Annotated in this window: 21 protein-coding genes; 5 read left to right on the forward strand and 16 right to left on the reverse strand. The window is 48.7% G+C overall.

The genetic code is table 11. The features are described from left to right. Positions 1-106: 106 nt before the first annotated feature. The 3 genes from N7386_RS18270 to N7386_RS18280 all read right to left on the reverse strand — a co-directional run bounded on the left by N7386_RS18270 (position 107) and on the right by N7386_RS18280 (position 2,170). Complete coding sequence (locus N7386_RS18270; protein WP_279770209.1) at positions 107-454, reverse strand: hypothetical protein; 348 nt, start codon at positions 452-454, stop codon at positions 107-109. Between the two features lie 116 nt (positions 455-570). Further along, the gene (locus tag N7386_RS18275) at positions 571-1,821 is read right to left on the reverse strand and encodes an ammonium transporter (RefSeq protein ID WP_011718316.1); all 1,251 of its coding nucleotides are present in this window, start codon (positions 1,819-1,821) and stop codon (positions 571-573) included. Positions 1,822-1,831: 10 nt separating this feature from the next. Continuing rightward, positions 1,832-2,170 (reverse strand): P-II family nitrogen regulator, encoded by a 339-nt coding sequence (locus tag N7386_RS18280; RefSeq protein WP_011624095.1) that lies wholly within the window; start codon positions 2,168-2,170, stop codon positions 1,832-1,834. Positions 2,171-2,494: 324 nt separating this feature from the next. On the opposite strand from N7386_RS18280, the gene N7386_RS18285 reads away from it, so the two are divergent. Next, positions 2,495-3,037: a hydrolase gene (locus tag N7386_RS18285; RefSeq protein ID WP_279770214.1), complete on the forward strand. Its 543-nt coding sequence runs from the start codon at positions 2,495-2,497 to the stop codon at positions 3,035-3,037. Positions 3,038-3,087: 50 nt separating this feature from the next. Here N7386_RS18285 and N7386_RS18290 read toward each other — a convergent pair whose 3' ends face one another. The 8 genes from N7386_RS18290 to N7386_RS18325 form a co-directional block, all read right to left on the reverse strand. Beyond that, a complete protein-coding gene (locus N7386_RS18290; RefSeq protein WP_279770216.1) occupies positions 3,088-3,822 on the reverse strand; it encodes a DUF1566 domain-containing protein in 735 nt (244 codons plus the stop codon). 93 nt (positions 3,823-3,915) lie between these two features. After that, complete coding sequence (locus N7386_RS18295; protein WP_279770218.1) at positions 3,916-4,725, reverse strand: hypothetical protein; 810 nt, start codon at positions 4,723-4,725, stop codon at positions 3,916-3,918. Between the two features lie 134 nt (positions 4,726-4,859). Next, positions 4,860-5,564, reverse strand: coding sequence for a LysE family transporter (locus tag N7386_RS18300; protein ID WP_279770220.1), 705 nt, complete (start codon positions 5,562-5,564; stop codon positions 4,860-4,862). Positions 5,565-5,675: 111 nt separating this feature from the next. Continuing rightward, the gene (locus N7386_RS18305; RefSeq protein WP_011624100.1) at positions 5,676-6,506 is read right to left on the reverse strand and encodes an AraC family transcriptional regulator; all 831 of its coding nucleotides are present in this window, start codon (positions 6,504-6,506) and stop codon (positions 5,676-5,678) included. A 153-nt stretch (positions 6,507-6,659) separates the two neighbouring features. Beyond that, complete coding sequence (locus tag N7386_RS18310; protein ID WP_279770223.1) at positions 6,660-7,406, reverse strand: hypothetical protein; 747 nt, start codon at positions 7,404-7,406, stop codon at positions 6,660-6,662. A gap of 108 nt (positions 7,407-7,514) precedes the next feature. Next, positions 7,515-9,155: an alkaline phosphatase gene (locus tag N7386_RS18315; protein ID WP_279770225.1), complete on the reverse strand. Its 1,641-nt coding sequence runs from the start codon at positions 9,153-9,155 to the stop codon at positions 7,515-7,517. 42 nt (positions 9,156-9,197) lie between these two features. Further along, positions 9,198-10,694: an alkaline phosphatase gene (locus N7386_RS18320; protein ID WP_088210392.1), complete on the reverse strand. Its 1,497-nt coding sequence runs from the start codon at positions 10,692-10,694 to the stop codon at positions 9,198-9,200. 235 nt (positions 10,695-10,929) lie between these two features. Then, positions 10,930-13,011, reverse strand: coding sequence for a TonB-dependent receptor (locus tag N7386_RS18325; protein WP_126511952.1), 2,082 nt, complete (start codon positions 13,009-13,011; stop codon positions 10,930-10,932). 313 nt (positions 13,012-13,324) lie between these two features. Between N7386_RS18325 and N7386_RS18330 the strand changes: the two genes are divergently transcribed. From N7386_RS18330 to N7386_RS18345, 4 genes are all read left to right on the forward strand, one after another. After that, on the forward strand, positions 13,325-14,155 hold the full coding sequence (locus N7386_RS18330; protein WP_126511953.1) for a hypothetical protein: 831 nt from the start codon (positions 13,325-13,327) through the stop codon (positions 14,153-14,155). Positions 14,156-14,400: 245 nt separating this feature from the next. After that, positions 14,401-16,380 carry a sensor domain-containing diguanylate cyclase gene (locus N7386_RS18335; protein ID WP_279770230.1) on the forward strand — a complete coding sequence of 660 codons (1,980 nt, stop codon included), beginning with the start codon at positions 14,401-14,403 and terminating at the stop codon, positions 16,378-16,380. 85 nt (positions 16,381-16,465) lie between these two features. Beyond that, on the forward strand, positions 16,466-17,050 hold the full coding sequence (locus N7386_RS18340; RefSeq protein WP_279770232.1) for an excalibur calcium-binding domain-containing protein: 585 nt from the start codon (positions 16,466-16,468) through the stop codon (positions 17,048-17,050). A 183-nt stretch (positions 17,051-17,233) separates the two neighbouring features. Then, positions 17,234-17,587 (forward strand): thioredoxin family protein, encoded by a 354-nt coding sequence (locus tag N7386_RS18345; RefSeq protein WP_279770233.1) that lies wholly within the window; start codon positions 17,234-17,236, stop codon positions 17,585-17,587. A gap of 7 nt (positions 17,588-17,594) precedes the next feature. Here N7386_RS18345 and N7386_RS18350 read toward each other — a convergent pair whose 3' ends face one another. From N7386_RS18350 to katG, 5 genes are all read right to left on the reverse strand, one after another. Then, positions 17,595-18,107, reverse strand: coding sequence for a NifB/NifX family molybdenum-iron cluster-binding protein (locus N7386_RS18350; RefSeq protein ID WP_279770235.1), 513 nt, complete (start codon positions 18,105-18,107; stop codon positions 17,595-17,597). Continuing rightward, entirely contained in the window at positions 18,104-18,400 is a 297-nt protein-coding gene (locus N7386_RS18355; RefSeq protein ID WP_279770237.1) for a DUF134 domain-containing protein, read from the reverse strand. The genes N7386_RS18350 and N7386_RS18355 overlap by 4 nt, the downstream gene beginning before the upstream one ends. A 175-nt stretch (positions 18,401-18,575) precedes the next feature. Next, complete coding sequence (locus tag N7386_RS18360; protein ID WP_279770239.1) at positions 18,576-20,066, reverse strand: ATP-binding cassette domain-containing protein; 1,491 nt, start codon at positions 20,064-20,066, stop codon at positions 18,576-18,578. A 96-nt stretch (positions 20,067-20,162) separates the two neighbouring features. After that, positions 20,163-20,903 carry an arginine N-succinyltransferase gene (locus tag N7386_RS18365; protein WP_279770241.1) on the reverse strand — a complete coding sequence of 247 codons (741 nt, stop codon included), beginning with the start codon at positions 20,901-20,903 and terminating at the stop codon, positions 20,163-20,165. Positions 20,904-21,108: 205 nt separating this feature from the next. After that, entirely contained in the window at positions 21,109-23,328 is a 2,220-nt protein-coding gene (gene katG, locus N7386_RS18370; protein WP_279770243.1) for a catalase/peroxidase HPI, read from the reverse strand. Positions 23,329-23,521 lie beyond the last annotated feature (193 nt).

A 23,521-nucleotide genomic window follows, 5' to 3' on the forward strand; every position in this document is an offset into this window, starting at 1 on the left:
AGACCATAAGGCTCCTATTTGAGCTTATTACACTTGGCCAAAAAGACGTCATAAAATGGTTACAAAAAATAACGGCCTGCCACAAAGGATTGCGGCAACTTGAAAGTTAACGCTGCCCCGGAGGGTCAACCTTGATATACACATCCTGCTGCTGATAACGATAGGGGCGGTAGTTATCCTGACCACAAGTAAAGTAAGGGTAAGGCTTTACCTGGGCGATACAACCGAGTGGCAGAGCCTGCAAAATTTGAATTTGCTCCTGCCTTCTCAAGGATTCCTGCCATTCATAATCTTTTAGCACTTGGTCGCGCACGGCAAAGGCATCGAAAGGCTCATCCGAGCGAGTCACTACGACTTGCCCCGCAAAAGCGGGCAAGGCTAAGAGTGCACTCAGAATCCCCCCAAGCAAACAGGTGCGTCTGAGTGGTGCAGTGGAATCAAAGAATAAGCGCATTGTTCACTCCTTGTGGTATCAGCATGGCAGTCGAAGACCCATAAAAAAAGCAGAGCACTTGGCTCTGCTTTACTATCCTCTTATCCCTTAGAGGCATCAAGTCATATCAACACCAGTTAGCCCGCACTTTTGACAGTCACAAACTCTGGGTAAGCGTCGATACCACAGTCAGACGCATCCATACCGTTATATTCTTCTTCCTCTGTAACACGGATGCCCATGGTCATCTTGAGTACAAACCACACCGCAAACGACGCGCTAAATACCCATGCGAAGATAATTGCTGCGCCAGTTAATTGCGCTGTGATAGTCGCGTCGGCATTCGATAAGGGTACACACATCAAACCGAGGAAACCCGCAACACCGTGCACAGAAATCGCGCCCACTGGGTCGTCAATCTTGATTCTGTCCAGACCCACGATAGAGAACACGACTAAACCACCAGCCACCACACCAATCACACCCGCCATCAGCAGCGAAGGCGACAGCGGATCCGCAGTAATCGCCACTAAGCCCGCCAGAATGCCGTTGAGGATCATAGTTAAGTCCGCTTTACCCCAAATCATTTTGCACACAACTAGGGCAGAGATAGCACCAAAAGCGGCCGCGGTGTTAGTGTTTACGAAGACCTTAGCGACAGAGCTAGCGTTAGCCGCATCTGAAACCATTAATTGTGAGCCACCGTTGAAACCAAACCAGCCCATCCACAGGATAAACATCCCTAAGGTCGCCATTGGCAGGTTAGAGCCTGGGATTGGGTTGACTTGGCCGTTAGGGCCATATTTACCCTTACGAGCACCGAGCAGTAACACCCCAGCGATAGCCGCTGCAGCACCTGTCATGTGCACAATACCGCTACCTGCAAAGTCTACAAAACCTAAGCTAGAGATAAAGCCTTTACCCCAAGTCCAATAGCCTTCAACTGGGTAGATAATGCCTGTCATCACCACGGAGAAGAACAGGAAAGCCCATAACTTCATTCGCTCCGCCACGGCGCCAGAGACAATCGACATCGCCGTTGCCACAAACACCACTTGGAAGAAGAAGTCAGATTCCAAGGCATGGTTTGCATCGTCGGCTTGTGAACCAATCAGCGTACCGAGTGAAGGCAACCAACCGCCTTCAGCATTGTCGACGTACATAATGTTGTAGCCAATCAATAGGTACATCACACAGGCAATCGCGTATAACACCACGTTTTTAGTTAAAATTTCGGTGGTATTTTTAGAGCGCACTAGGCCGGCTTCGAGCATGGCAAAACCCGCCGCCATCCACATAACCAAAGCGCCTGAAATCAAAAAATAAAAGGTGTCGAGTGCAAAGCGCAGTTCAGAGACTGTCACGCCTAATTTTGTTAGTTCTTCCATCTTCCGCCCCCTATAGCGCTTCAGTGTCGAGTTCACCCGTACGAATACGGATAGCATGTTCTAAGTCGATAACGAAAATCTTTCCGTCACCAATTTTTCCCGTATGAGCCGCACTGGTAATCGCCTCAATCAGCATGTCGAGATTTTCTGCTTTAGTGGCAATTTCTAGTTTTACTTTTGGCAAAAAATCCACCTGATACTCGGCGCCACGATACAACTCTGTGTGCCCCTTTTGACGGCCAAAACCTTTAACCTCGGTCACCGTCATCCCCTCAATACCAATACCGGCGATAGCTTCACGGACATCATCCAATTTAAATGGCTTGATGATAGCGCTGACTAGTTTCATCCTGACCTCCAAAAACGCGATTGTTATTAACTTGTAGCCAAGATAATTCAATCATTAGGCCAGAATTTTAATTAATTGATTTTAAATAAATAATAAAGAATACACTTGAATTAATCGATTAAAAATGCACCAGACTTGTGCAAGCGTGAGGGCGACGCACTCTTTTAGTGAGCAATTTAAGTGCACGCCATATTCGACCTTTGCCCTATTGGTGAGGCTGCCCAATTAGGGTTTACTAACAGTGCAAAAAACAAACAATTCACGAAACAAGCAGAGCAATCGCTAAACGATGCCTTTATTCCACCCGCGCAGAAGGAACGCCCGATGTTAAAACCCGAAGAATGTGTACTCGTTATCGTCGATGTGCAGGGAAAGCTCGCTCAGATCATGGATAACTCAGCCAAGCTTCATCAGCAGTTGAGTACACTTATCCAAGGCGCACAGCTGCTTGAAATCCCCATCCTCTGGCTCGAGCAATTGCCCGCCAAACTTGGCTCGACCAGCGAAAAGTTAAAAACCTTGCTCGAAAGAACTGGCTCGCCCATTGCCAAGCAGCACTTTAGTGGTTGGTATTGTGATGAATTTGCCAATGCATTAACCCAAACTCGGCGCAAACAGGTCTTGCTTGCGGGGATAGAAACCCATGTTTGCGTGTACCAAACCTGCCGCGATCTGCTCGACCAGCACTACTCGGTGCATCTCGTTGCCGATGCAGTGTCTTCCCGCAGCGTTGACAATAAACAGCTGGGCATTCAGATGATGACCGCCAAGGGAGCCACACTCACCAATGTGGAGTCACTGTTGTTTGAACTGCAACATGAAGCTCAGGGCGATAGATTTAAGGCGCTGATTAAATTGATTAAATAAGGTTGACTAAATAAGGCGAGAAGAGAGCTTATTCAAGCTCTCTTTAGTATTCAAAACGCGGCAACACAAACGGCATAGTTGGCACTATTGGCATAACTGCGAGAACTATAGCCGCTAGGGGCGACAGAGATAATGCCGGCCACGAATTCCGTCTCATTGACAGTGCTAGACCAAGAGTCAATCGTCGAGCTCCACTGCGCACGTTGATAGGCTGCGCGACTCTCGCCGTACCCATAGAGAGTGTTTAACTCCTGCTCTGTTGGCCTGCGCCAATTGTCTTTACCGCCAAATTCGAGTGAAGCCAACTTTTGGCACCAGCGGTCAAACTGTCCATCGACACCAATCTTGGCCTCATGACCCTTTGCTGCTTCGGTGCCGGGTAAGATGACGCCTTTACCGTCCTGACGAAACAGGGCATATTCCCCTCGGCTCGGGCCAAATACAAACTCCTCCTGCACGTTAAACGTCATCGCATAGCTATCGCCACTGTTGTTGGCATCATCTTGCTTAAGATAACCCAAGGCGTTCATCACGGCGATGGAAGGCGAACTGCTAAACCATTTCGTCTGGCGATCACTTTTATCGTAAAGCGCTTTGATTTTTAAGCAATAGGTTGATGCAAGAGTACGATCGTTATTATCGAGGCCACCATCAAAGCTAGTATCGATTGGCGTACCTTCGACGTGGCCACATAGGGGAATTTGCTCATTTTGGCGACATTCTGTCAGTAAAAACAACAGCACTATGGCACTGCTGAACATGGCGATTTTAGTGGGATTAATCATGACAACAAACCTTAATCCAGTGTTGATAAAAAGACAGTACAGCTAATCCAGAATTCCCTCCCAGATCAGCCTTAAGTGATTGGCTCCATTAGGCTATAGCGCTTTAACCACGGCTTCCTGCACCAACAGTTTGTCGTTCTTGTAAACCAATAGCTCACCTATGGGTCTTTCTTCGGCGCTGAGCACTATCACATCACAGACATAGAGATAGGGGCCGCTTTTAAACTGGAAGGAATGATTACCGCCATTACCATCGAGGACTAACTTCCCTTTTTTGAGGACTAAATCAGGTTTCTCGCTCATGGATTTGCCTTTTGCCCAGGCGGCATAACGGTATTGCTGACGGTCGAGGGCATCGACACGAATGATGAATCGCGCGGTTTCCCACGCCAGCTCTGGGCTAGCAAACTCGCGCACACTCTCGTGTAGCATCGCTTTTTGCTGCGCGATCAGTTCATCCCTTAACTTGGTTTCCTCAGGGCTTTGGTAGTTAATACCCGAGATTTTGCCATCGAAATCCAACCAGACACTGCCGTGATCGAGCATAATGCCGCGCCAGCCCATAGTCTCCCAGTTATTCTCTGTGGTCGAATTGGCGATTTGACTCAGCAACTTGCTATCAAAGACTTGCTGAAATCTCGTCAGCAATTGCTGTGGATTTTGCACATCGGGGAGTGGGTATTCCCGCTGGAGGGGATAAGAGATTTGCTCGGCAATCGCCTGACGATCACCCGCCTTGGCCGCATCAATCAAGGCTTGCACCTGCGGCACGTATTCCGCCTCTAGGGCAGCCAAAGCCTGGGGTGCAATGCTAAGACTCCCTAGCAGCAAGCCCGTATAAAGCCCTAAACGTGAGGGTCGGTTAACCGCTGAAAAACCTTGATAAAACGGGCGACAAGACATGATTTATTCCTTTAAAGTCAAAAACATCCAAATTAAGACTTGGCAAGGATACCATAGCTAAGGAGGGATAAACATAAACAATCCCACCCAAGCCTATGTGTTAAAAGCCGAATCACAGCCTCTCTATCACCCCGTTAGGCCAGCAGCAAATTAGACACGATCGCTACCGCCACCGACATAAAGATCACCCCAATCACCCCATCGATAATAGGCGTGAGTCGTTGCAGTTTTTGCTGCACCTTGGCTTTAGAGAGCATCAACGCCAGAAAGCCAAACCAGAGCAGTGACAACACAAATAACATTAACGCGGCAGCGAATTTAGTCACGGGTGTCACGCTCGGGGTGATCAAGGCGGAGAACAAGGTTAAGAAAAACACTAAGGCTTTGGGATTCAATAAATTGGTATAAAGTCCCCTCATAAAACCCTGTTTGGGTGATAAAGTGTTTACCGCACCCGCAGTGGGCATATCAACGCTAGTTTCCGATGTTGTTTCAAATCCAGAGGGATTTGCGCCCTCGCCGTTCAATACGGTTTTGGGTTTACTGAAAAAAGCCACCGCAGCCTTAAGCGCACCAAATCCCATCCACGCCAAATACGAAGCGCCCAGCAATTGCACTAACAGATACAAGGTATGGGAGCTTTTAATCACTAAGCTGACGCCAGTTAAACTCAAAATGGTATGGGCTAAAATCGCCACCGATATTCCCGCCGCCGTGGCGACTGCGGTGTTTCGCGGCTGCGACGTAGCAATCTTCACCATAATGGCAAAATCCGGCCCAGGGCTAACTAAGGCTACGCAATGAATAACGGCTAAGGTGACTAACAGGGATACATCCATCAATAGGGCTCCGCAAAACAGATAAGAACGTTAGTATGCCCAAGCCTGTAGCATCTGCATTGTAAGAAATTGCACACGGCTAATTTACCGAGACAAATTATACCAACCGTATTAAAGCATGCGCCGCTGAAATTGGACGGGTGAGAGTAAAAAGGCCTGCTTGAACGCCTTATTTAAATGACTCTGGTCGAAAAAGCCTAACTGCTGCGCCACATCTGCCACTAAGGCACCATGGGTTAAGGACTTTTTCGCTAACTCTAATCGCACTCGCTTCAGGTAGGCGTGGGGTGTCATTCCAGTCGCCAGTTTAAATTGGCGTAAAAACTGGAACTTACTCAGGTTAACCTCATCGGCGAGCGCCTCAAGCTGAGTGTTTTGCCACGGCTCATCGTGAATTTTCTGTTTGATGCGATTTAACTGCTGCCATGATAACCCCCTATCCTGCCGTAAATTCAGCATTCCCGTGGGATGGCGCGTCAATAACAGCTGCATAAAGTTCAGCAGGTGCGACTCGGCCGCAAGCTCAGAACATTGACCTTGGATAAGCACATCATGTAGCTGGATAAAGTATTGATATAAAGCTGGATCATCCACCATGGGCGCATTAAAGAAATGGGCCTTGAGCCCCATCTCTTGGCTAATACTGTTCATATACTCCACGGGGATCGACATCACCTTAACCCGATAACCTTCGGCGTCGCGGCTTTGTCCATCATGGGTTTCATCGGGATTGAGGGTCGACAGCCCATGTTGCCCGAGCTGATAACGACTGCCCTTATTGATAAATTGCTGCGCCCCTTGGGTCACCACGCCTAAGTGATAATCCAGATGCACGTGTTTATCAAAACTGAAATGCGTAAATTCCGCCTGACTCAGTTCAATGCCCGAGAGGCTGGGATGGCGCCAGTAATTGATATTTTCAACGGGAGTCACACGGCTCATAGGGCAAGCTTAATCTCACTCTGCAAACACAACTTTAGATACTACTCATTCTAGCCGCCGAGATCTTGGTCGGAATAGTAAAATATTGCAGCGTCCTCCCCAAAAATGCAAAACGCCCGAATGCGGGCGTTTTGTGAAAACCAACATGCTGGATTAGTGCGAATGACTACCGTGGCCACCTTGCGCCTCAATGGCATGACCTTCACTGTTATAAAAACCACTGCTACCGTGTTCGATAAAGCCTTGGTTGATCATCTTAGCGATAAAGGGGTCGGACTCACTGTCGCCTACATCGGCAAAGTCAATGTCTTGATAATTCTGGGTTAAAGCAGCGAATGCTTCGTGGCTGTAGGGCTCAACCTTGAGCAACTGATAACTTAAAACTTCACCTAAATTAAATTGCTGTGGCAGCTCAATGCTGGCAATCCAGTCGAGCTGGCTGTCCATGCCATTCACCTTACCCACAAAGCCTTGAGCAGCAAAACAAGGCAATTGTTTTAGCTCAGTTTTTGCCAAGTTAGCAGGCAATGCTGGAGACACTACATGGTACAACTGATCGCGGTCGTGCTGAATGTTTAGCGCCCTTAAGTCGCCCTTGCGATAGGTGACTGAGCGTTTTTCAACGGGGAAATAACGCACATATTCGCCATTGGGTGCCCATTGTTCAAAGGTGGTGTTATCCCGTTGAATAATAAAATTTTGTCCGTCTCTTAGCAGGGTCATCTGCCAGCTTTGCCCCTTAGCATTGGTGACTTGGTACTGGGCTTTTAAATGGCTGGCCTCAAGTGTTGCGCATTGTGCATTGGCCTGATTTGCAGAAGCTGCGCTAACGGGAGTGGCTAAGGCCATCACAGGGGAGGCTAATGTCGATACCAGAGTAACTAAGAGGAGTTTGTTCATGTTATTTCTCACTTACACGCTAATTTTATAACTCGCATTACTGACTAACGTCTTTACGGACAGTTAGATAAAAGCCGATGGCAGGACAGCCCGCCATCGGCATTTGGCTTACTTCGCCGCCATTGCAGCTTCCGCTTTCGCGACTAAGTCTGCCGCACGGTTCATCACGTGGAAGATATGGTTTTGTTCAACCGTACCTTGAACCAGATCCGAGCTTGGGCCACGGGCAAAAATCGCCACGTCTTCACCCGCATGGGTTTCATCGCTTAATGGCACTAACGCTTCTTGATGGAAACCTGCACTTTGCGTATCCACAAAGTTCAAGTCCTTACGGCCTGAATCCACTGGGAAGTTATAACGCTCATCGCCACCCGTCGCTAATGACGCATAACCCATACCGTTGGCATAACCTACTGTTGTATAAGGCAAGCCGTTAGCATCAGTTGAGTTAGTCACTTCGGCGATACCGTTCGCATCGTTAGTCTTCACCAAACCTAGGATTGGGTTACCACGGGTTGGATAACCTGCGATGGTAAACACATGGCTGTGGTCAGCCGTCACCATTAACAGAGTGTCGTTTGCCGAGGTTTTTTCCATCGCAACACGAACTGCTTCAGATAACGCAACTGTGTCGTACAGGGCACGAGCAGCGTTACCCGCGTGGTGCGCATGGTCGATACGGCCCGCTTCGACGATCAGCACGTAGCCTTTGGTGTTTTTCTTAAGAATATCAATCGACTTGGCAGTCATTTCTGCGAGCGATGGCTCACCCGTTACGCCCGCTTCGGTGCGGTCGTAGTCGTATTCCATATGGGATGAGTTGAACAGACCCAATAAATGGTCAGTGCTCTTCACATCCACATTGAGGAAGCCATCTCTGTCTTGAACGTAAGCCGCATTAGTGTACTTAGCTAACCATTCGGCAGTTAGATCGCGACCATCGTTACGCTTGCCTGCTTTACCTTCTGGATCAATCAAGGTTTTGGGGATAAAGCTGCGGCGGCCACCGCCCATCATCACGTTTAAACCGTTGCCATAGTTAAAGTCGAGCATTTGCGCGGCGATATCTTTACAGCCATTGGTCACGGCTTCGGCTGGTAGGTTTGAGTCAGCTTCCCAGTCACGCTCTGGCACGTGTGCATAGGTTGCCGCAGGCGTTGCGTGGGTTAAACGCGCCGTAGTCACCACACCAGTCGACATACCCGCCATGGCGGCCAGCTCCAGTGATGTCACTAAGTTTTGGTCTTTAGTCGATGCGCAGTTAGCACGCACTACGCCTTCTGCCTGTGAAATCACGCCCACATCGGTTTTCACCCCAGTCATCATCGCCGACATAGTGCCCGCAGAATCTGGTGTTTGACCATCGACGTTATAGGTCTTAGATAGACCGACGTAAGGCAAGGTTTCGAAGGATAAAGAGTTTTCTTCACCCGTCTTGCCCTTTAATTGACCTTCTAAAATACGCGCCGCAGTGATAGTCGAGACACCCATGCCATCGCCGACAAATAGGATCACGTTTTTCGCCGCGCCCACATCGTTGTTAACGCTCAGGCCATCGGCCTTAGTCACACGTGCCTGGGCATCGACATACCATTGGTTGACTGCGGTCCAGTCTTTACCGTCGCTGCCATTGGAACCGTTAGAACCATTCGAACCCGGCGTACCTGCCGCGCCATTGTCACCATCGCTACCGCATGCGGCTAAACCCAGCATGGCAGAGATTGCGAGTACCAGTAATTTCTTATTCATTTTTAACTCCAAAAGTGAGAACTGTAGGTCGCAGCCGACCTATTAGTACTTAGTGCCGCCAAGCTGCTGGGCTTGGTTGATAATGTGGAAGATCACGTTCTGCTCAATCACGCCCTGCACCAGATTCGAACCTGGGCCCATTGCGTGTAAGCTGATGTCTTCACCGGCGTGTGTCTCACTTTCCATTGGGATAAGTGCTTGTTGCATGAAGTCTTTATCTTGAGTATCGACCGAGGTTAAGTCGTCACGCACGCCAACCACTGCGCCAGGGCCGTTAGTGTAGGCCAGCGTGGTGTAAGGCTTGCCGTCGTTAGCGAGGGCTAACGAACCATCCACATCGTGGACTAAACCTAAAATCGGGTTACCGCGTTTTGGGTAACCTGCAATGGTAAATACATGGCTGTGGTCAGCCGTTACCATGATCAGGGTGTCATCGCTGCTGGTTGCATCTACTGCGGCTTTCACGGCGTTAGATAACTCAACCGCATCGGTCAAGGCGCGGCTAGCGTTGCCCGCATGGTGACCATGGTCGATACGACCCGATTCCACGATCAGCAGGAAGCCCTTATCGTTTTTCTTTAAAATCTCGAGGGATTTCGCGGTCATTTCTGACAGTGATGGCTCACCACCAACGTCATCGGCGCGGTCTGCTTCGTATTCCATGTGGGATGGGTTAAAGAGACCAAGTAAGTGATCGGTATTGGCGGCATCGATAGCATCGAAGCCTTTTTTGTCCCACACATAAGCCGCTTTGCTGAAGTTTTCGACCCACGCTTTAGTCAGGTCTTTGCCGTCTTTACGTTTACCGGCTTTGTTCTCACCGTCAGTGACTTCTTTCGGTAAGAAGTAGCTGCGACCGCCACCCAAGGCAACGCTAAGTGAGTTGGCCTCATCGCGCATCACCAATTGGCTGGCGATATCGGTACAGCCATTCGCAACGGCTTCGGCTGGCAGGTTAAAATCGCCTTCCCAATCACGCTCTGGCGATTTAGCGTAAGTCGCGGCAGGCGTCGCGTGAGTTAAACGGGCGGTCGTTACAATCCCGGTCGATAAGCCTTTAGCATTGGCAAGGTCAACCAGAGAAACGAGTTCATTACCTTTCGAAGACAAACAGTTACCACGTAAACTGGTGTCAGAAATCGAGATGATACCGGCTTTGGTTTTCACCCCAGTCGCCATGGCGGTCATGGTACCTGCGGAGTCGGGCGTTTGCTGGTTAGTGTTGTAGGTTTTCACTAACGCCGTGTGGGGAAACTGCTCGAAACTTAAGAAGTTTTCTTCACCGCCTTGGTTACCCGTTTGCTGCTGTCCTTGCAGAATACGGGCGGCAGTTAAGGTTGAAATACTCATGCCGTCGCCGACAAAAAGAATCACGTTTTTAGCTGTTTTCTTGGTTTCAACCTGCGCTTTAGCCGCAACATTGGCTGCACTGTCTTTAAACCACTGACTGTCAGTTTGAGTTGCGGGTAAGACTGCAGCGTGGGCTACAACCGTCATTAAACTGCAGGAGATAGCTGCAGCGATCCGTTTAATATTCATCACGTTCATCACCGATTTTATTATTGAGTGTATGAGGGTATTCCCTTAAGAGGCGCCCACATTTTCAATGCTTTATATGACGAACTGGCGTGATTTTAATGGCGTTTTTATTGCAACAAGATGTCGAAATGATTGCAGTAAACAGAATAGAAAACGCTAAGTTGATCCAAGTTACGGGATAAACTTAGCGTATCGGCTGGTGCTAGCAATGGTCACTCAAGAATGGTCACTCAAGTTAGAAACGATAACTGACACTCACCCGCACCATGCGCGGCTCAACAGGATGATAATGCAAGTCTTCCACGCCTTCTGCTGGCTCACCCGCTAGGCGAGACTCGTAGAAATAATCGATATCGTGGTCTTTGCTATCAAAAATATTCAATAGCTCGAGCTTAGTATCGAAGCCAGATAACTGATAACCCAGGGCAAGGTTCACTAAGGTAGTGTCATCGGCTTTATGCTCATCAAAACTATCGAGAATTCGCTCACCTAAATATCTCAGCCTGACACTGGTATACCAACCATCGGCATCGGGACGGTAGGTAATGCCCGCACTGCCAACAAAGGGCACTGCGCCATCGACATATTTGCCTTCATCGAGTTCATTTTCGGTAAAACGGGCACGGGTCCAGGCCAGTTCCATATCTAAACTCAAATCATCGTTAAGCCAATAATAGGCCGTGACTTCAACGCCGTAACGCTCAGAGGCGCGGCTTGGTTCGGTATTGCCCGCATCGCCGACGAAGAGTAGTTCAGAGTCGAGTTCTAAATACCAAAGCGCCGCCGAGAAGTTAATAAAGTCACGGTCATAGTATTTGACCCCAAACTCCCCGCCATTGGAGCGCACCAACAAATCGACCTTTTCAACCGGATCGCCCGTGACAGGGTCGACCTTAATGGTTGCACCGCGGGCATCGTTAGAATGCAATCCCTGCCCCGCATTCATGTAGAGTTCCAGATTATCGTTTACTAGGTAGGAAGCGCCCGCCTTTAAGCTCAACATGCCATCGGAAGCATCACCGCTGTTGAGAGGATTATCACTATCGACCTGCACATCGAAATAGTCATATCTCAAGCCTAAATTTAAACGCCATTGGTCAGCAGGCAACCACTCCAGCTTGCCAAATAATCCCGTAGAGAGTTCCTGCACTTCATCGAGCCTCACAGTGCTGAGGCGTTCCCGTGCTTTAGTGTTATATAAACCCACGGCACCAATATCGTCGTAGCGCACATCGGCACCTAGGCTGTAATTGACTTGTGTCCCCGCCAGACTCATCTGCCAGTCGCGTTTAATATCGCCGCCCCAAATGGTGCGCTCATCGACCTGCTCAAATTCATCGCCATTGATGGGATCGTTTAAGAAGTAGGTAAAGTTTGAAAACAGATCCATGGTCGAGCGAATGGCATAGGCATTGGCCTGCCAGTTGCCGGCGTCATAATTCGCCGAAATGCTGTAGCGACTGGCCTCACCGCCCACATCGGTGTCGAGTGAACCGTAAAAATCAATCAGCCCAGACTCCACCGCCCGCGCCGGAATTTGATCCGCCGAATTCCAGCTATTGTCGTAGGCCATCATGGTGAGGCTAAAGTCCCCGCCATTGAGCTTAGTAAGATAGCGGCCTACCACATTGATCTTGCTTACATCTTCCTTAATATCACTCCAAGGGCCATCGTAAGCCTGCAATTCTGTCCCTAAAATAAATCGGCCGACCTCGGTCTTCATATCCTGAGTGGCCACCAGCCGTTGATAACCGTATTCCCCTAAGGTCACCCCAACTTGGCGATAAGCGAGTTCATCGGCGAGCAGAATTTGCGCCGCACCCGCGCCAGAAAAGTCCGCCACTTCAGGATAATAAGCTCCTTTGGCGTAACGGATTTCCCCTAATAACTCGGGAATTAAAAAGTTAAGATCCGTATAACCTTGACCATGGCCGTGGGTACGCATATTGACCGGCATACCTTCGACACGGGTATTAAAATCTGTGCCATGGTCTAAGTTAATGCCGCGCAGAAAATACTGATTCGCCTTACCCGAACCACTGTGCTGAGTGACTATCATCCCGGGGACAAACTCGAGGATCTCCCCCGTGCGCAGTAGCGGGCGACTCTCGATTTCCGCCGCCCCCACTATCCCTTCCGACGCCGAAGTACTATGGCCTAAGGTATTAATTTGCCTGCCACGCACTTCTAAACGCTCGATTTTATCCAGATCATCGGCCAGAACTGTGGCCGATAAGCCGCAAAGTGGCAATAAACATACGCTGGTTAAATAGGCTGTAGCTGACTGTGTTTTTAAAATGTATTGTTTTAGTTTCATTGAGTGTTTCCCGAGTCAACGAGTTGATGACGCGGATTTAACACTGTCTTCACAGCATAAAAGCGGATCGAGCTCAAACTCTGCTGAATAAAAAATCACCACCAGCAGTTATGTTTCAAATTTATGTGCCATATCGCACGTTATTATGAGCAAAAGGACAAAATGTCCGTATCGAGATCACAGTTATTCCCTGCTTAGTGCCACTCGCGCCATTGCTTCGGCCATGGATGCAATCGACAAGAGGTAAAAATCCCTGAACCGAAAAAGTAGGACTGGCTATACTTTAAGCAATTAAAAAGGTTAAGGATGCCGTATGGATACACCTAGTCACGCCGAGGGAAACATGGCTTATCTGTTAAAGATGCTGCTGGGGATATCATTGAGTCTGGCCTTGTGCTTGCCCATTAAGGCGAACGACGACACCAGTGCCGAGACACTCACCACAGGCAATCTGCCCACTATCACCATGGCGTTTTATGAAGATCCCTCCGATAACCTGTATTTTCGCTGGGGCGAATTAATTTATACCGAGGCCTTTGCTCGCCTAGGTTATCAATTTCGTTATCAAGTGGTTCCGCCCATACGCGCCAGCATGATGGCCGATACAGGGAAAGTCGATGGGGAACCCGCCAGAGTATTTGCCTACGGGTTGAAATATAAGAATTTAATTCGTGTAGAAGAACCCATACTCGAAAGTAAACTCACCGCCTATGCCATCAACCCCAATATCCAACTAACAGACTGGGGGTCACTGCTCAACCATCCTTACCGAATTGAATATTATCGAGGAATTTTCTATATCGAGCAGAAACTTGAGGGACTGGTGCCAGCGGATCGGCTAACCACTTCCTCTTCCCCCATCAATTCCTTTCGTCGTATGCAGCGAGACAGAATCGATATCTACATAGATACCGAAGCGATTGGGGAAAACGTATTGCAACATGCTGAATTCCAACACAGTAAAATTCACCCCGTGGGCGAGTTAGAGGAACTCATCAGCTTCGGTTACCTGCATAAACGCCATAAAGCATTGGCAGTGAAACTCAGCGCGACCCTCAAACAAATGAAGCAGGAAGGTCTGTTCGAACGCTACAAACGGCAGGCCCATACTGAAATCGACCAAAGCATTGCCCACGAACAATAGGTAACTCGCTTATAAATTACAGTATTTCATTTGGTTAACTTGAAAGTGCTTTAGCCTTTGCTACAGTCATACTTAATTCTGCGAAATAGGGAGACCAAATTAGTTAATTATGGGGACCACTATCGCCTACTGCGATAAAGACTATCCAAGGAACAGATGAAAAACCAACAGGTTAATAACCATCTTCAACTTAACATGCGCCTATCTTTTCCTCGCCAACCTAGCCGTGGCGCTAGGAGTTCAGGATGAGTGGCAAGTTAAGGCAACTCATAGGTACATTGCAGCAACAGTCGCGCTCTACCGTCGCTAAGGTACTGTTGATTATTGGCATGTTTATCGGGATCTGTATCACCCTCGTCGTCCTCGTCTATATTCAGGGCAATATTTTCGATGGGGTGCGCACCTATGTCAGGGGCGAAGGACTCTGGGCCAAAGCGCAAAAAGATGCCACGTTTTACCTTATCCACTATTCCTACAACAAAAACGAAGTCGACTATCAACGTTATCTTGCAGCAACGGCTGTGATGCTAGGCGACAGGCAAGCTCGCGAGGCCCTACTCGCCTCGCCAATAGATGAGTTAAAGGCCAAAGAAGGCTTTATCCAAGGTTTGAATGATGAAAGGGATACTGAATCTTTAATTTGGTTTTTTCGGCATTTTAACCGCACTCACTATATGCAACGGGCAGTAGAGATTTGGACCCTCGCCGACGAAAGATTTAACACTATGATGTTATTGGCAGACTCGATGCACGATGAGGTTTCCCAATTTGGTGGCAGTCCACCAGACCTTAGCCAATATCGCCAGCAGCTTATCCAGTTAAATGAAGAACTACTCAGTTTAGAAATTGAATTCTCCTTAGTGCTTAGCGAAGGCGCTCGCTGGGTAAAACGCATTACCTGGCTAATCAGCTTAGGAGTCGTCTTACTCTTTATCAGCATAGGTATTTTGGCCAGCAGGCAGATCATCCGTAACATTGCAAAATCTGAAAAACAGCTATTAATCAGTGAGTCACGATTTAGCAGTCTTAAAAACTCCGACACCATAGGCATTATTTCATGGCAGCTCGATGGCACCATCCACGATGCCAATGATCATTTTCTCAATATGTTAGGTTTTGACCGTGAAGACTTAGCCGCGGGTCTGATCAACTGGCGCTCACTCACGCCACCTGAGTTTGAGGCGAGGGATAACATCGCAATCGCCGAGCTTATCGAACTTGGCCACTGTCATCAGTATGAAAAACAGCTTATTAGTAAAACGGGTGCCCATGTGCCAGTCATGCTTGGTGCAAGCTTTTTAAATAGCAGCACCCAGGAAGGGGTCGCCTATTTTATGGATTTGACCAGCAGTAAGCAGGCCGAAGATAAACTGAGACTGGCTGCAACCGTGTTTAATGCCAGCACGGACGGTATCATAATCACAGATCCGCTGATGAGCATTATCTCTATCAATCAGGCATTTACCGATATAACCGGATTGACTGAGCAAAGTTTACATCAAGATGCCTCACGCTTTATCAATACGGGGCATCCGAACGAAGATGCCTATCAGGCCATGTGCAATCTGTTACAACAGGGGGAGCAATGGCAGGGTGAACTAATCAAGGAAACCCAATCGGGTTATCTGCCCTTAAGTGTGCGGATTAACACGGTACGGAATGAGCATAACCGACTGACTCACTTCGTAATTGTGATAACCGATATTTCTGAGCGCAAAGCAGAAGAAGAACATTTACGCCACATTGCCCACCACGATGCCCTCACCAATCTTCCCAATCGGGTGTTATTCCATACTAAATTGGAGCAGGCGATCGTGCATGCGCAGCGATCCGATGGGATCTTTGCCATTCTGTTTCTCGACTTAGATAACTTCAAACCAGTCAACGATGAGTTTGGCCACGATGTCGGCGATAAGTTATTGCAGGAAGTGGCGAAACGGCTCACAGGCAGCATTCGGCAAATAGATACCATCACTCGTCTCGGCGGTGATGAGTTTGTGATTCTGTTGGAACACTTACCCAATGAGGAAAGTGTGCCCATTTTGATCCGCAAAATCACCCAAGCACTCACGGCACCTTACATTATCCATAAACATAAATTGCATATTGGAGTGAGCATAGGCTCGGCCATTTATCCCTGCCACGGCACCGATGCCAAGAGCCTGATCAACTATGCGGATCAAGCCATGTATGTGGTTAAAAAAGCCAACAAGCTGGTGCAATAATCTCTGTCTCATCTCAAATATCATCATTGACCTTAAGGTCAATCCCACATATAAAGAACGCAAATAAAGCACTTAGAGCAAACTCATGGAAAGAGGCATTTTAGTTCGTTGGAACGATGAAAAAGGGTTCGGGTTTATTCAACCGGAACAACAGGGTAAAGACGTCTTTATCCATATTACCGTGCTTAAGCACATGGCGAGAAAACCTCAGGTTGGCGATAGCATTCTGTATCGCACCGAAGTACAAAACGATGGCAAAGTGAAAGCCATCAAGGCCTCTATCGAAGGGGTCGCCGTATTAGCTAACACCAGTAAAAGCCCACGCCGCAATTCAAATCCCCCGAGTCGCTCCCTATCAAATACCCTGCTGCCACTGTTATTAATCTTTGGCATCGGGATATTTGGTTTTAAAAAATATACCGAATTTGAGATAGCTCAGAGCCCTAATAACACAGAGATAGAAACAACGCCCCTGTATGAGCCTCAAACCCAGCCGCTATCAGCGCCTAAAACTCAATTTCGCTGCGAGGCAGGTAAAACCCATTGCAGCCAAATGAGTTCCTGCGCCGAAGCCACGTTTTACATCAATAACTGTCCGAATACCCAAATGGATGGTGATGGCGATGGGATCCCCTGCGAGCGCCAATGGTGCAGTCAGTCTTTGTTTTAATATGCATGAAGGCGATATACCGGCTCTGACTCAACACCAAATAAAAACTAAGTCGCTGAGTTGAAAAGCTCAGCACGGCTTATGCTTCACCTGTCAGCTCTGAGTACATTTAGCCGTTGCAGTGTAGTAAGCTTGGGATGGTTATCCCCATCAGTTTGTAAGCCGTATTCCACAGGACACTCCATGCCTAACGCCCAAATCCATACCATTGAAACGTCCGAGCAACTCGACACTCTACTAAAGCATTATGCGGCTGTTTTACTCCTCTTTGGGGCGCCAAGCTGTGGTGTGTGTCAGGCCCTTAAGCCTCAGATTGCGGATTTGTTGGCGAGGGAGTTTCCCCAAATGGTGCTGGCGTATATCGATTGTGAAGCCCAAGGTGAGATTGCCGCCAGCTACCATGTCTTTAGTTTGCCAGTGGTAGAAACGGTATTTTACGGCAAAAGCTTTGGGCGTTTTTCGAAGGTGTTTTCCCTCGGCGAGCTCAAAGGGGCGATTACCCGCCCCTATGGATTAATCGATGAGAACCAGCCTTAGGTTAGCGCTATTTTTGTAACTGTCTAAAGCCACTGTACTGAATGGGCGAGCCAGAGATTGGCGGCGTCAAGCAAGATAATCCCATCGTTGCCGGACTTAACTTAGCGTTAGTGGTTTTACCGCTGCAACCACAGCCCCCTTTAGTACCACAGCATCCACCCTTGGCTAGATGTTTTAGGGATGCACGCCCCTGTGATGCCGCAGTTAAACGCAAGTTCACGTCCCGACTCTGGGCGAGCAGAGCCACTATCGAGAGTTGATTATCCCCTTGGCTAACGCTAATCCCGGCATCAAGCAATTTACCTAACATCCGCTCGCCAATATGTTGCACCACCACAATATCGGTTTTCTGGGCGCGAATGGCATCTAACAAGGCTTTTTTATCTTGGCAATTGCCGCCAAGGGCGGGATTAGGGATAGAAAGTAAAAGCTGATGATTTTCATCGTAAAAGCTCACTTGCTGCGCCTTAGTAAAATGGCTGGCAAGCCGTCCACGACTAATAGGAAGGGCGATAATCATACTGGGTCCTTATCGTTTGAAACAGGTAACTTCAGCACCAGCCCTTGGGTGACAGCGGTCGCCACTTTTTTACGGGCACTGGCAAGTAGATAACCAAAGGTTTGCCGTGAGATCCCCATTTGAGCGGCGGCCTCAAGCTGACTCAGACGCTGAACATCGCCAAGTTCTAGGGCTTCGAACTCGTCGGCGGCGAGGAGGATCTGAGGTAAGTTAGCCGCCGGTATGCCATTAGGTTTAAATAAGCTACAGGGCACGCAACTCGATAATTGACGGCACTTTTTGGGTCTTGGCATCTATGATTGCACCTCAGGGCAAATGTCGGTGCACAGAAAGTAATAGTCTGTTCACCTCGAATAGTTTTTGGCGTACGCCAAAAACTATTATTGTCATTTAGGGCATCTAAACCGAGGGAGTCATCACAGTTTTGTTTATAGAAATGATAAGTTTTAGTTCGAAAGATGAAATCGCTTATGAATCAGCTCCATAACTCACCTCCACCGAATAACCTTCATCCTGCTTGATAAAATCGACAAAGTTCTTGATGGCGGGTAAAGCATCTTCCCTATGGTGGGAGACATAGAGCAATTGACTAAGATGGTGCTCGGCAATCATGTCCAAAGCCCGCATCACTAAGGTGCGATTGATAAAGTCGAGCCCTTGATATGGCTCATCCAAAATCAACAATAACGGCTGTTTAATCAAGGCACGACCTATGAGCAATAGCCGCTGTTGGCCGTAATCCAGTTTTTTAAAGCCCGTGCTGGCAAACTCGCTCATATGCAATATCGCTAACCATTCCTTGGCCAGATCCAATTGGGGTTTAGTGGGCTTGTGATACAGGCCAATGGAATCGTAAAAACCCGATAACAAAACATCGAGCGCCGAGCAACTGACGCGGTACTGTAAATGCAATGCCGACGACACTATGCCAATCCGTTGTTTAATCTGCCAAATACTCTCACCACTGCCACGGGGTCGGCCAAAGAGGGTAATGTCATTGCTGTAGCACTGGGGATGGTCGCCCAAAATCAGCCCGAGCAGAGTGCTCTTGCCACAGCCATTGGGTCCTCGCACTTGCCAATGCTGGCCCGCACGAATCCGCCAATTCACCCCTTTAAAAATCAAGCCGCTGACATATTCGACCTTGCCGTTTTTAATGTCGACTATGGGATCAAACGCCTCGGCATTGTGACGTTGACGCTCCATCAATGCCAAAAGTTCGGCGCTGCGACTGGCCGAAAGCGCATTAAGCTGTGCCATCACAGGATGTGTTTGCCACTGTTCAATCGACATGGGCGCGCTCAGTTGATGTACATGCTGACCCGATTTGAGCATATCGCTATTAAACAGCGCCACATGGCTAATACAGGGTGGCAATTCTTCTTGGCGTGAGGTGATAATGAGTAGCTGCGTATGTTCAGCAACCTCCACCAGCAGCTGCGACAGGCTAAGTTGATGGGCGATATCCAGCCCTGCGTAAGGGTCATCTAAAATCAGCAATTCAGGCTCAGTTGCCAGCGCCCGCGCTAACATCACCCGCCGGGTTTCACCGGTCGATAACTGCCGAAACCCGCGATGCTTTAAATGCGTTAACTCGACTTTCAGTAAAATAGGTGCCAAGTGTTCATCGTGAAGGCAGCATTCCTGCACCAGTGACTCGACCGTCGAACCGTAATCGAGTTCATCCTTTTCTAATTCCCGCTCCAGCAGCGCCTGTTGCAAACCGAGTGACACCCAGCCAATTCGCGCGGGCAAGCCGGTAATTTGTCCCGCATCGGGCTGAATATCCCCCGCCAATATTCGCCCAAGCAGTGAGCCGCTATAGCTGTCGGTCGCAAAAATCGCCCAATGCTGAGCAGGCATTAACTGCCAATCTTCAACCACTAACAGTTCATTACCGCGGCCGTAGCGTAATCCCTTAACGGCTATCGCCTGAGAGTCTGTGGTGTGATGCTGCATTGAATACGTCCTTTGGGATGATTTTTATCCAAGTCTAACAAGCTGTTATCGTTTTTGTCCCTTCGACTTTATGCAAAGGGACAGATATAAAACGGTTTAGGGGCGTAATTTGATATACAACTCGCCCTCGCGAATTTGAATATCTTCGACACCGTCGGCAAAGGCATTCCAAAAGCCTCTGTCGCCAAACTCACTGACAAGATTGACATTCTTCATATTGCCTAACCAAGCATTAGGAATAGGTACGCCCATCAAGCTTACGCCCACCAAAGACACACTCGGACGACGATTGGCATCGAGATGGATATCGAGCCCAGCATTGACCCGTAAAATCTCCCCCGCCATCACAGGAAAGTCCCTTGGGATCGGCACGAGGATTTTGGCACTGGCTAAATTATCTGAGAAATCAATGGCAATACGCTGTGCAAAGTCGGGATTACGGCCAATGATGGCATTGACTTCACGCTCGCTAAAACTCACTTGCCGATCTTCAGCGCGCTCGTGGTAGGGTTCGGGTTGTAAATCGTCACTCGAGGACGACTTAGTCGGAGCCTTTGCCTGAGTCGAGGCCTTACGCTCTGGCTGCCAACCTAACTGACTGAGTTTATCCTCAAGCTTGGCCTCTTCTTTGGTTGATAAACTCACAGGCGTCAACGGTTTAGGGAAGATATAACTGCGAACGACAAAAAAGGTAATCCCCACGGTGAGTACTATGGTCACCAGTATCATCAACAAGACTTGAACACCGGTAAAACCCTGTTGCCGCAGCCCCAAACTAGTGGGCATACGTGAGCGGCGCTGTGGCCTTGCCAAATGGGGGCGAGATGTTGAGAGCATATTCGTTTCACTGTAAAGAGATTTCCCCCGATACTACTTGGCAAAGCGGCATAAGGAAACGCCTAAGGCCAACAAGCGAGGTCTTCAGCGAAAACTCATTTCAAGTTAAATGAGGATAGAAAGAGAAAAGTCCACCCATGCACAGGGCACGGATGGACTTATGATAGTTGAACTCACGGGTGATAAAACCCAGAGTCAACGCCGCTTAGATATCGAAGCGATCGGCGTTCATCACCTTATTCCAGGCTTTGATAAAGTCCTGCACGAATCTGTCTTGTCCATCTTGAGCGCCGTACACTTCAGACACGGCGCGCAGCTCTGAGTGCGAACCGAAGACTAAATCGACGGGAGTCGCGGTCCATTTCAGTTTACCGCTCTTACGATCTTGCCCTTCGTAGATACCTTCTTGCTTCTCTGACTTGCTCCACTTGGTCGACATATCGAGCAAGTTAACGAAGAAGTCATTGCTTAAGGTGCCAGGTTTATCGGTAAACACCCCGTGTTTCACGCCAGCGCTGTTGGCATCTAAGGCACGCAGACCACCTACCAGCACAGTCATTTCTGGCACGGTCAGATTGAGCATGTTCGCACGTTCAATCAGCATCTCGGCAGGAGAATGGCTGCTGTCCTTCGAATAATAGTTACGGAAACCATCGGCGGTTGGCTCAAGAACCGCGAAGGATGACACATCGGTTTGCGCCTGAGTCGCATCCATACGTCCTGGAGTAAATGGCACAGAGACAGTCACACCCGCCTCTTTCGCAGCCTTTTCGACCGCCACGCTACCGCCCAGAACAATCACATCGGCCAGCGAAACCTTCTTGCCACCTGTCAGTGAACTGTTGAAGTCCTTTTGAACTTTCTCCAATTTAGCCAGCACCTTAGCTAACTCTTTAGGATTGTTCGCCCGCCAGTTCATCATAGGCTCTAAACGAATGCGCGCGCCGTTTGCACCACCACGCATATCGGTACCGCGGAAGCTGCTGGCCGAAGCCCATGCGGTTCTCACCAATTCGGGGACCGTTAAGCCAGAAGCCAAGATTTTGTTACCTAAGGCTTTGATATCGGCGTTATCGATTACAGAGTGATCAAGGGCTGGGATAGGATCCTGCCAAATCAACATTTCCGCAGGTACATCGGCACCTAAGTACCTTGCCTTGGGTCCCATATCGCGGTGAGTTAACTTAAACCATGCCTTAGCAAAGGCCAGCTCAAACTCTTTTGGATTTTTAAGGAAACGAGTGGTGATCTCGCGATAGCTTGGATCTTCCTTCAGCGCAATATCGCTAGTGAACATAATTGGCGCATGGCGCTTGGATTTATCATGGGCATCCGGTACTAAGTTAGCCCCTTTGCCATCTTTAGGGATCCACTGAATATGGCCTGCTGGGCTCTTCGTTTGTACCCAATCGAAACCATAGAGGTTTTCTAAATACTGCATGGTCCACGCCGTTGGATTAACAGACCAAGCGCCTTCTAAACCGCTGGTAACTGTATCTTCCGAGTGGCCTTTACCGCACTTGTTTTTCCAACCTAAACCTTGTGCCTCAACACCGGAAGCGGCGGGATCGGCACCGACACATTTAGAGGGATCATGCGCGCCGTGTGCCTTACCAAAGGTGTGACCACCCGCGATCAGCGCCACGGTTTCTTCATCATTCATCGCCATACGGCCAAAGGTGTCACGGATTTCCTTCGCCGAGGCTAATGGATCTGGCACACCATTCGGGCCTTCAGGGTTTACATAAATTAAGCCCATTTGGGTCGCGCCCATTGGCTTAGCCAGTTCGCCCTTTTCATTGCGGCGTTTGATATCGAGCCACGCTTTCTCTGAACCCCAGTTCACCTGTTCCGCTTCCCAGTCGTCGACACGACCACCGGCAAAACCAAAGGTTTTAAAGCCCATAGACTCCAGCGCCACGTTACCCGTAAGCACCATTAAGTCGCCCCACGAAATCTTGCTGCCGTATTTTTGTTTGATAGGCCACAGCAGGCGACGCGCCTTATCTAAGTTCACGTTATCTGGCCAGCTGTTTAATGGCTCGAAACGTTGCTGACCACCGGCTGCACCACCGCGGCCATCAAAAATCCGATAAACACCCGCGCTGTGCCACGCCATACGAATAAAGAAAGGACCATAATGACCATAGTCTGATGGCCACCAATCCTGAGATTCTGTCATCAGGGCTTTGATGTCTTTTTTAACGGCGTCGAGATCTAAGGATTTAAAAGCTTCAGCGTAGTGGTAGTCACTACCATAAGGATTTGATTCAACTGCATTTTGACGTAGCGGGCTTAAGTTTAGCTGTTCAGGCCACCAAAATTGATTACCCGTGACTTGCTCTTGTGCGATAGCGGTGCCACCAAATGCCAACGACATAGCCAAAGTCAGCGCTGACAAGCTTGGAATAGTGCTTTTCTTCATGATAATTACCTATTTCTTCTCGTTAAGGACATATCTGCCTGCACAGATGTGTGTCGTTTGTTTGCTGCATTAGGGCAAACATCAACCCCATGTCTCGTTGTGTAAATCTCGGGTAATGCATGAAACCGTCACCACAATCGATGTCAGAAAGTGTAGTGCTGCGTGCTAACTATATGAAATTATTAAAATCGAT

The sequence above is a fragment of the Shewanella sp. GD04112 genome (assembly GCF_029835735.1).
GTDB lineage: Bacteria > Pseudomonadota > Gammaproteobacteria > Enterobacterales > Shewanellaceae > Shewanella.

Bases quoted from the DNA above. Each gene is read 5' to 3' on its own strand.
- N7386_RS18270 (WP_279770209.1), bottom strand. From the start codon at position 454: ATGCGCTTATTCTTTGATTCCACTGCACCACTCAGACGCACCTGTTTG.
- N7386_RS18275 (WP_011718316.1), bottom strand. From the start codon at position 1,821: ATGGAAGAACTAACAAAATTAGGCGTGACAGTCTCTGAACTGCGCTTT.
- N7386_RS18280 (WP_011624095.1), bottom strand. From the start codon at position 2,170: ATGAAACTAGTCAGCGCTATCATCAAGCCATTTAAATTGGATGATGTC.
- N7386_RS18285 (WP_279770214.1), top strand. From the start codon at position 2,495: ATGTTAAAACCCGAAGAATGTGTACTCGTTATCGTCGATGTGCAGGGA.
- N7386_RS18290 (WP_279770216.1), bottom strand. From the start codon at position 3,822: ATGATTAATCCCACTAAAATCGCCATGTTCAGCAGTGCCATAGTGCTG.
- N7386_RS18295 (WP_279770218.1), bottom strand. From the start codon at position 4,725: ATGTCTTGTCGCCCGTTTTATCAAGGTTTTTCAGCGGTTAACCGACCC.
- N7386_RS18300 (WP_279770220.1), bottom strand. From the start codon at position 5,564: ATGGATGTATCCCTGTTAGTCACCTTAGCCGTTATTCATTGCGTAGCC.
- N7386_RS18305 (WP_011624100.1), bottom strand. From the start codon at position 6,506: ATGAGCCGTGTGACTCCCGTTGAAAATATCAATTACTGGCGCCATCCC.
- N7386_RS18310 (WP_279770223.1), bottom strand. From the start codon at position 7,406: ATGAACAAACTCCTCTTAGTTACTCTGGTATCGACATTAGCCTCCCCT.
- N7386_RS18315 (WP_279770225.1), bottom strand. From the start codon at position 9,155: ATGAATAAGAAATTACTGGTACTCGCAATCTCTGCCATGCTGGGTTTA.
- N7386_RS18320 (WP_088210392.1), bottom strand. From the start codon at position 10,694: ATGAATATTAAACGGATCGCTGCAGCTATCTCCTGCAGTTTAATGACG.
- N7386_RS18325 (WP_126511952.1), bottom strand. From the start codon at position 13,011: ATGAAACTAAAACAATACATTTTAAAAACACAGTCAGCTACAGCCTAT.
- N7386_RS18330 (WP_126511953.1), top strand. From the start codon at position 13,325: ATGGATACACCTAGTCACGCCGAGGGAAACATGGCTTATCTGTTAAAG.
- N7386_RS18335 (WP_279770230.1), top strand. From the start codon at position 14,401: ATGAGTGGCAAGTTAAGGCAACTCATAGGTACATTGCAGCAACAGTCG.
- N7386_RS18340 (WP_279770232.1), top strand. From the start codon at position 16,466: ATGGAAAGAGGCATTTTAGTTCGTTGGAACGATGAAAAAGGGTTCGGG.
- N7386_RS18345 (WP_279770233.1), top strand. From the start codon at position 17,234: ATGCCTAACGCCCAAATCCATACCATTGAAACGTCCGAGCAACTCGAC.
- N7386_RS18350 (WP_279770235.1), bottom strand. From the start codon at position 18,107: ATGATTATCGCCCTTCCTATTAGTCGTGGACGGCTTGCCAGCCATTTT.
- N7386_RS18355 (WP_279770237.1), bottom strand. From the start codon at position 18,400: ATGCCAAGACCCAAAAAGTGCCGTCAATTATCGAGTTGCGTGCCCTGT.
- N7386_RS18360 (WP_279770239.1), bottom strand. From the start codon at position 20,066: ATGCAGCATCACACCACAGACTCTCAGGCGATAGCCGTTAAGGGATTA.
- N7386_RS18365 (WP_279770241.1), bottom strand. From the start codon at position 20,903: ATGCTCTCAACATCTCGCCCCCATTTGGCAAGGCCACAGCGCCGCTCA.
- katG (WP_279770243.1), bottom strand. From the start codon at position 23,328: ATGAAGAAAAGCACTATTCCAAGCTTGTCAGCGCTGACTTTGGCTATG.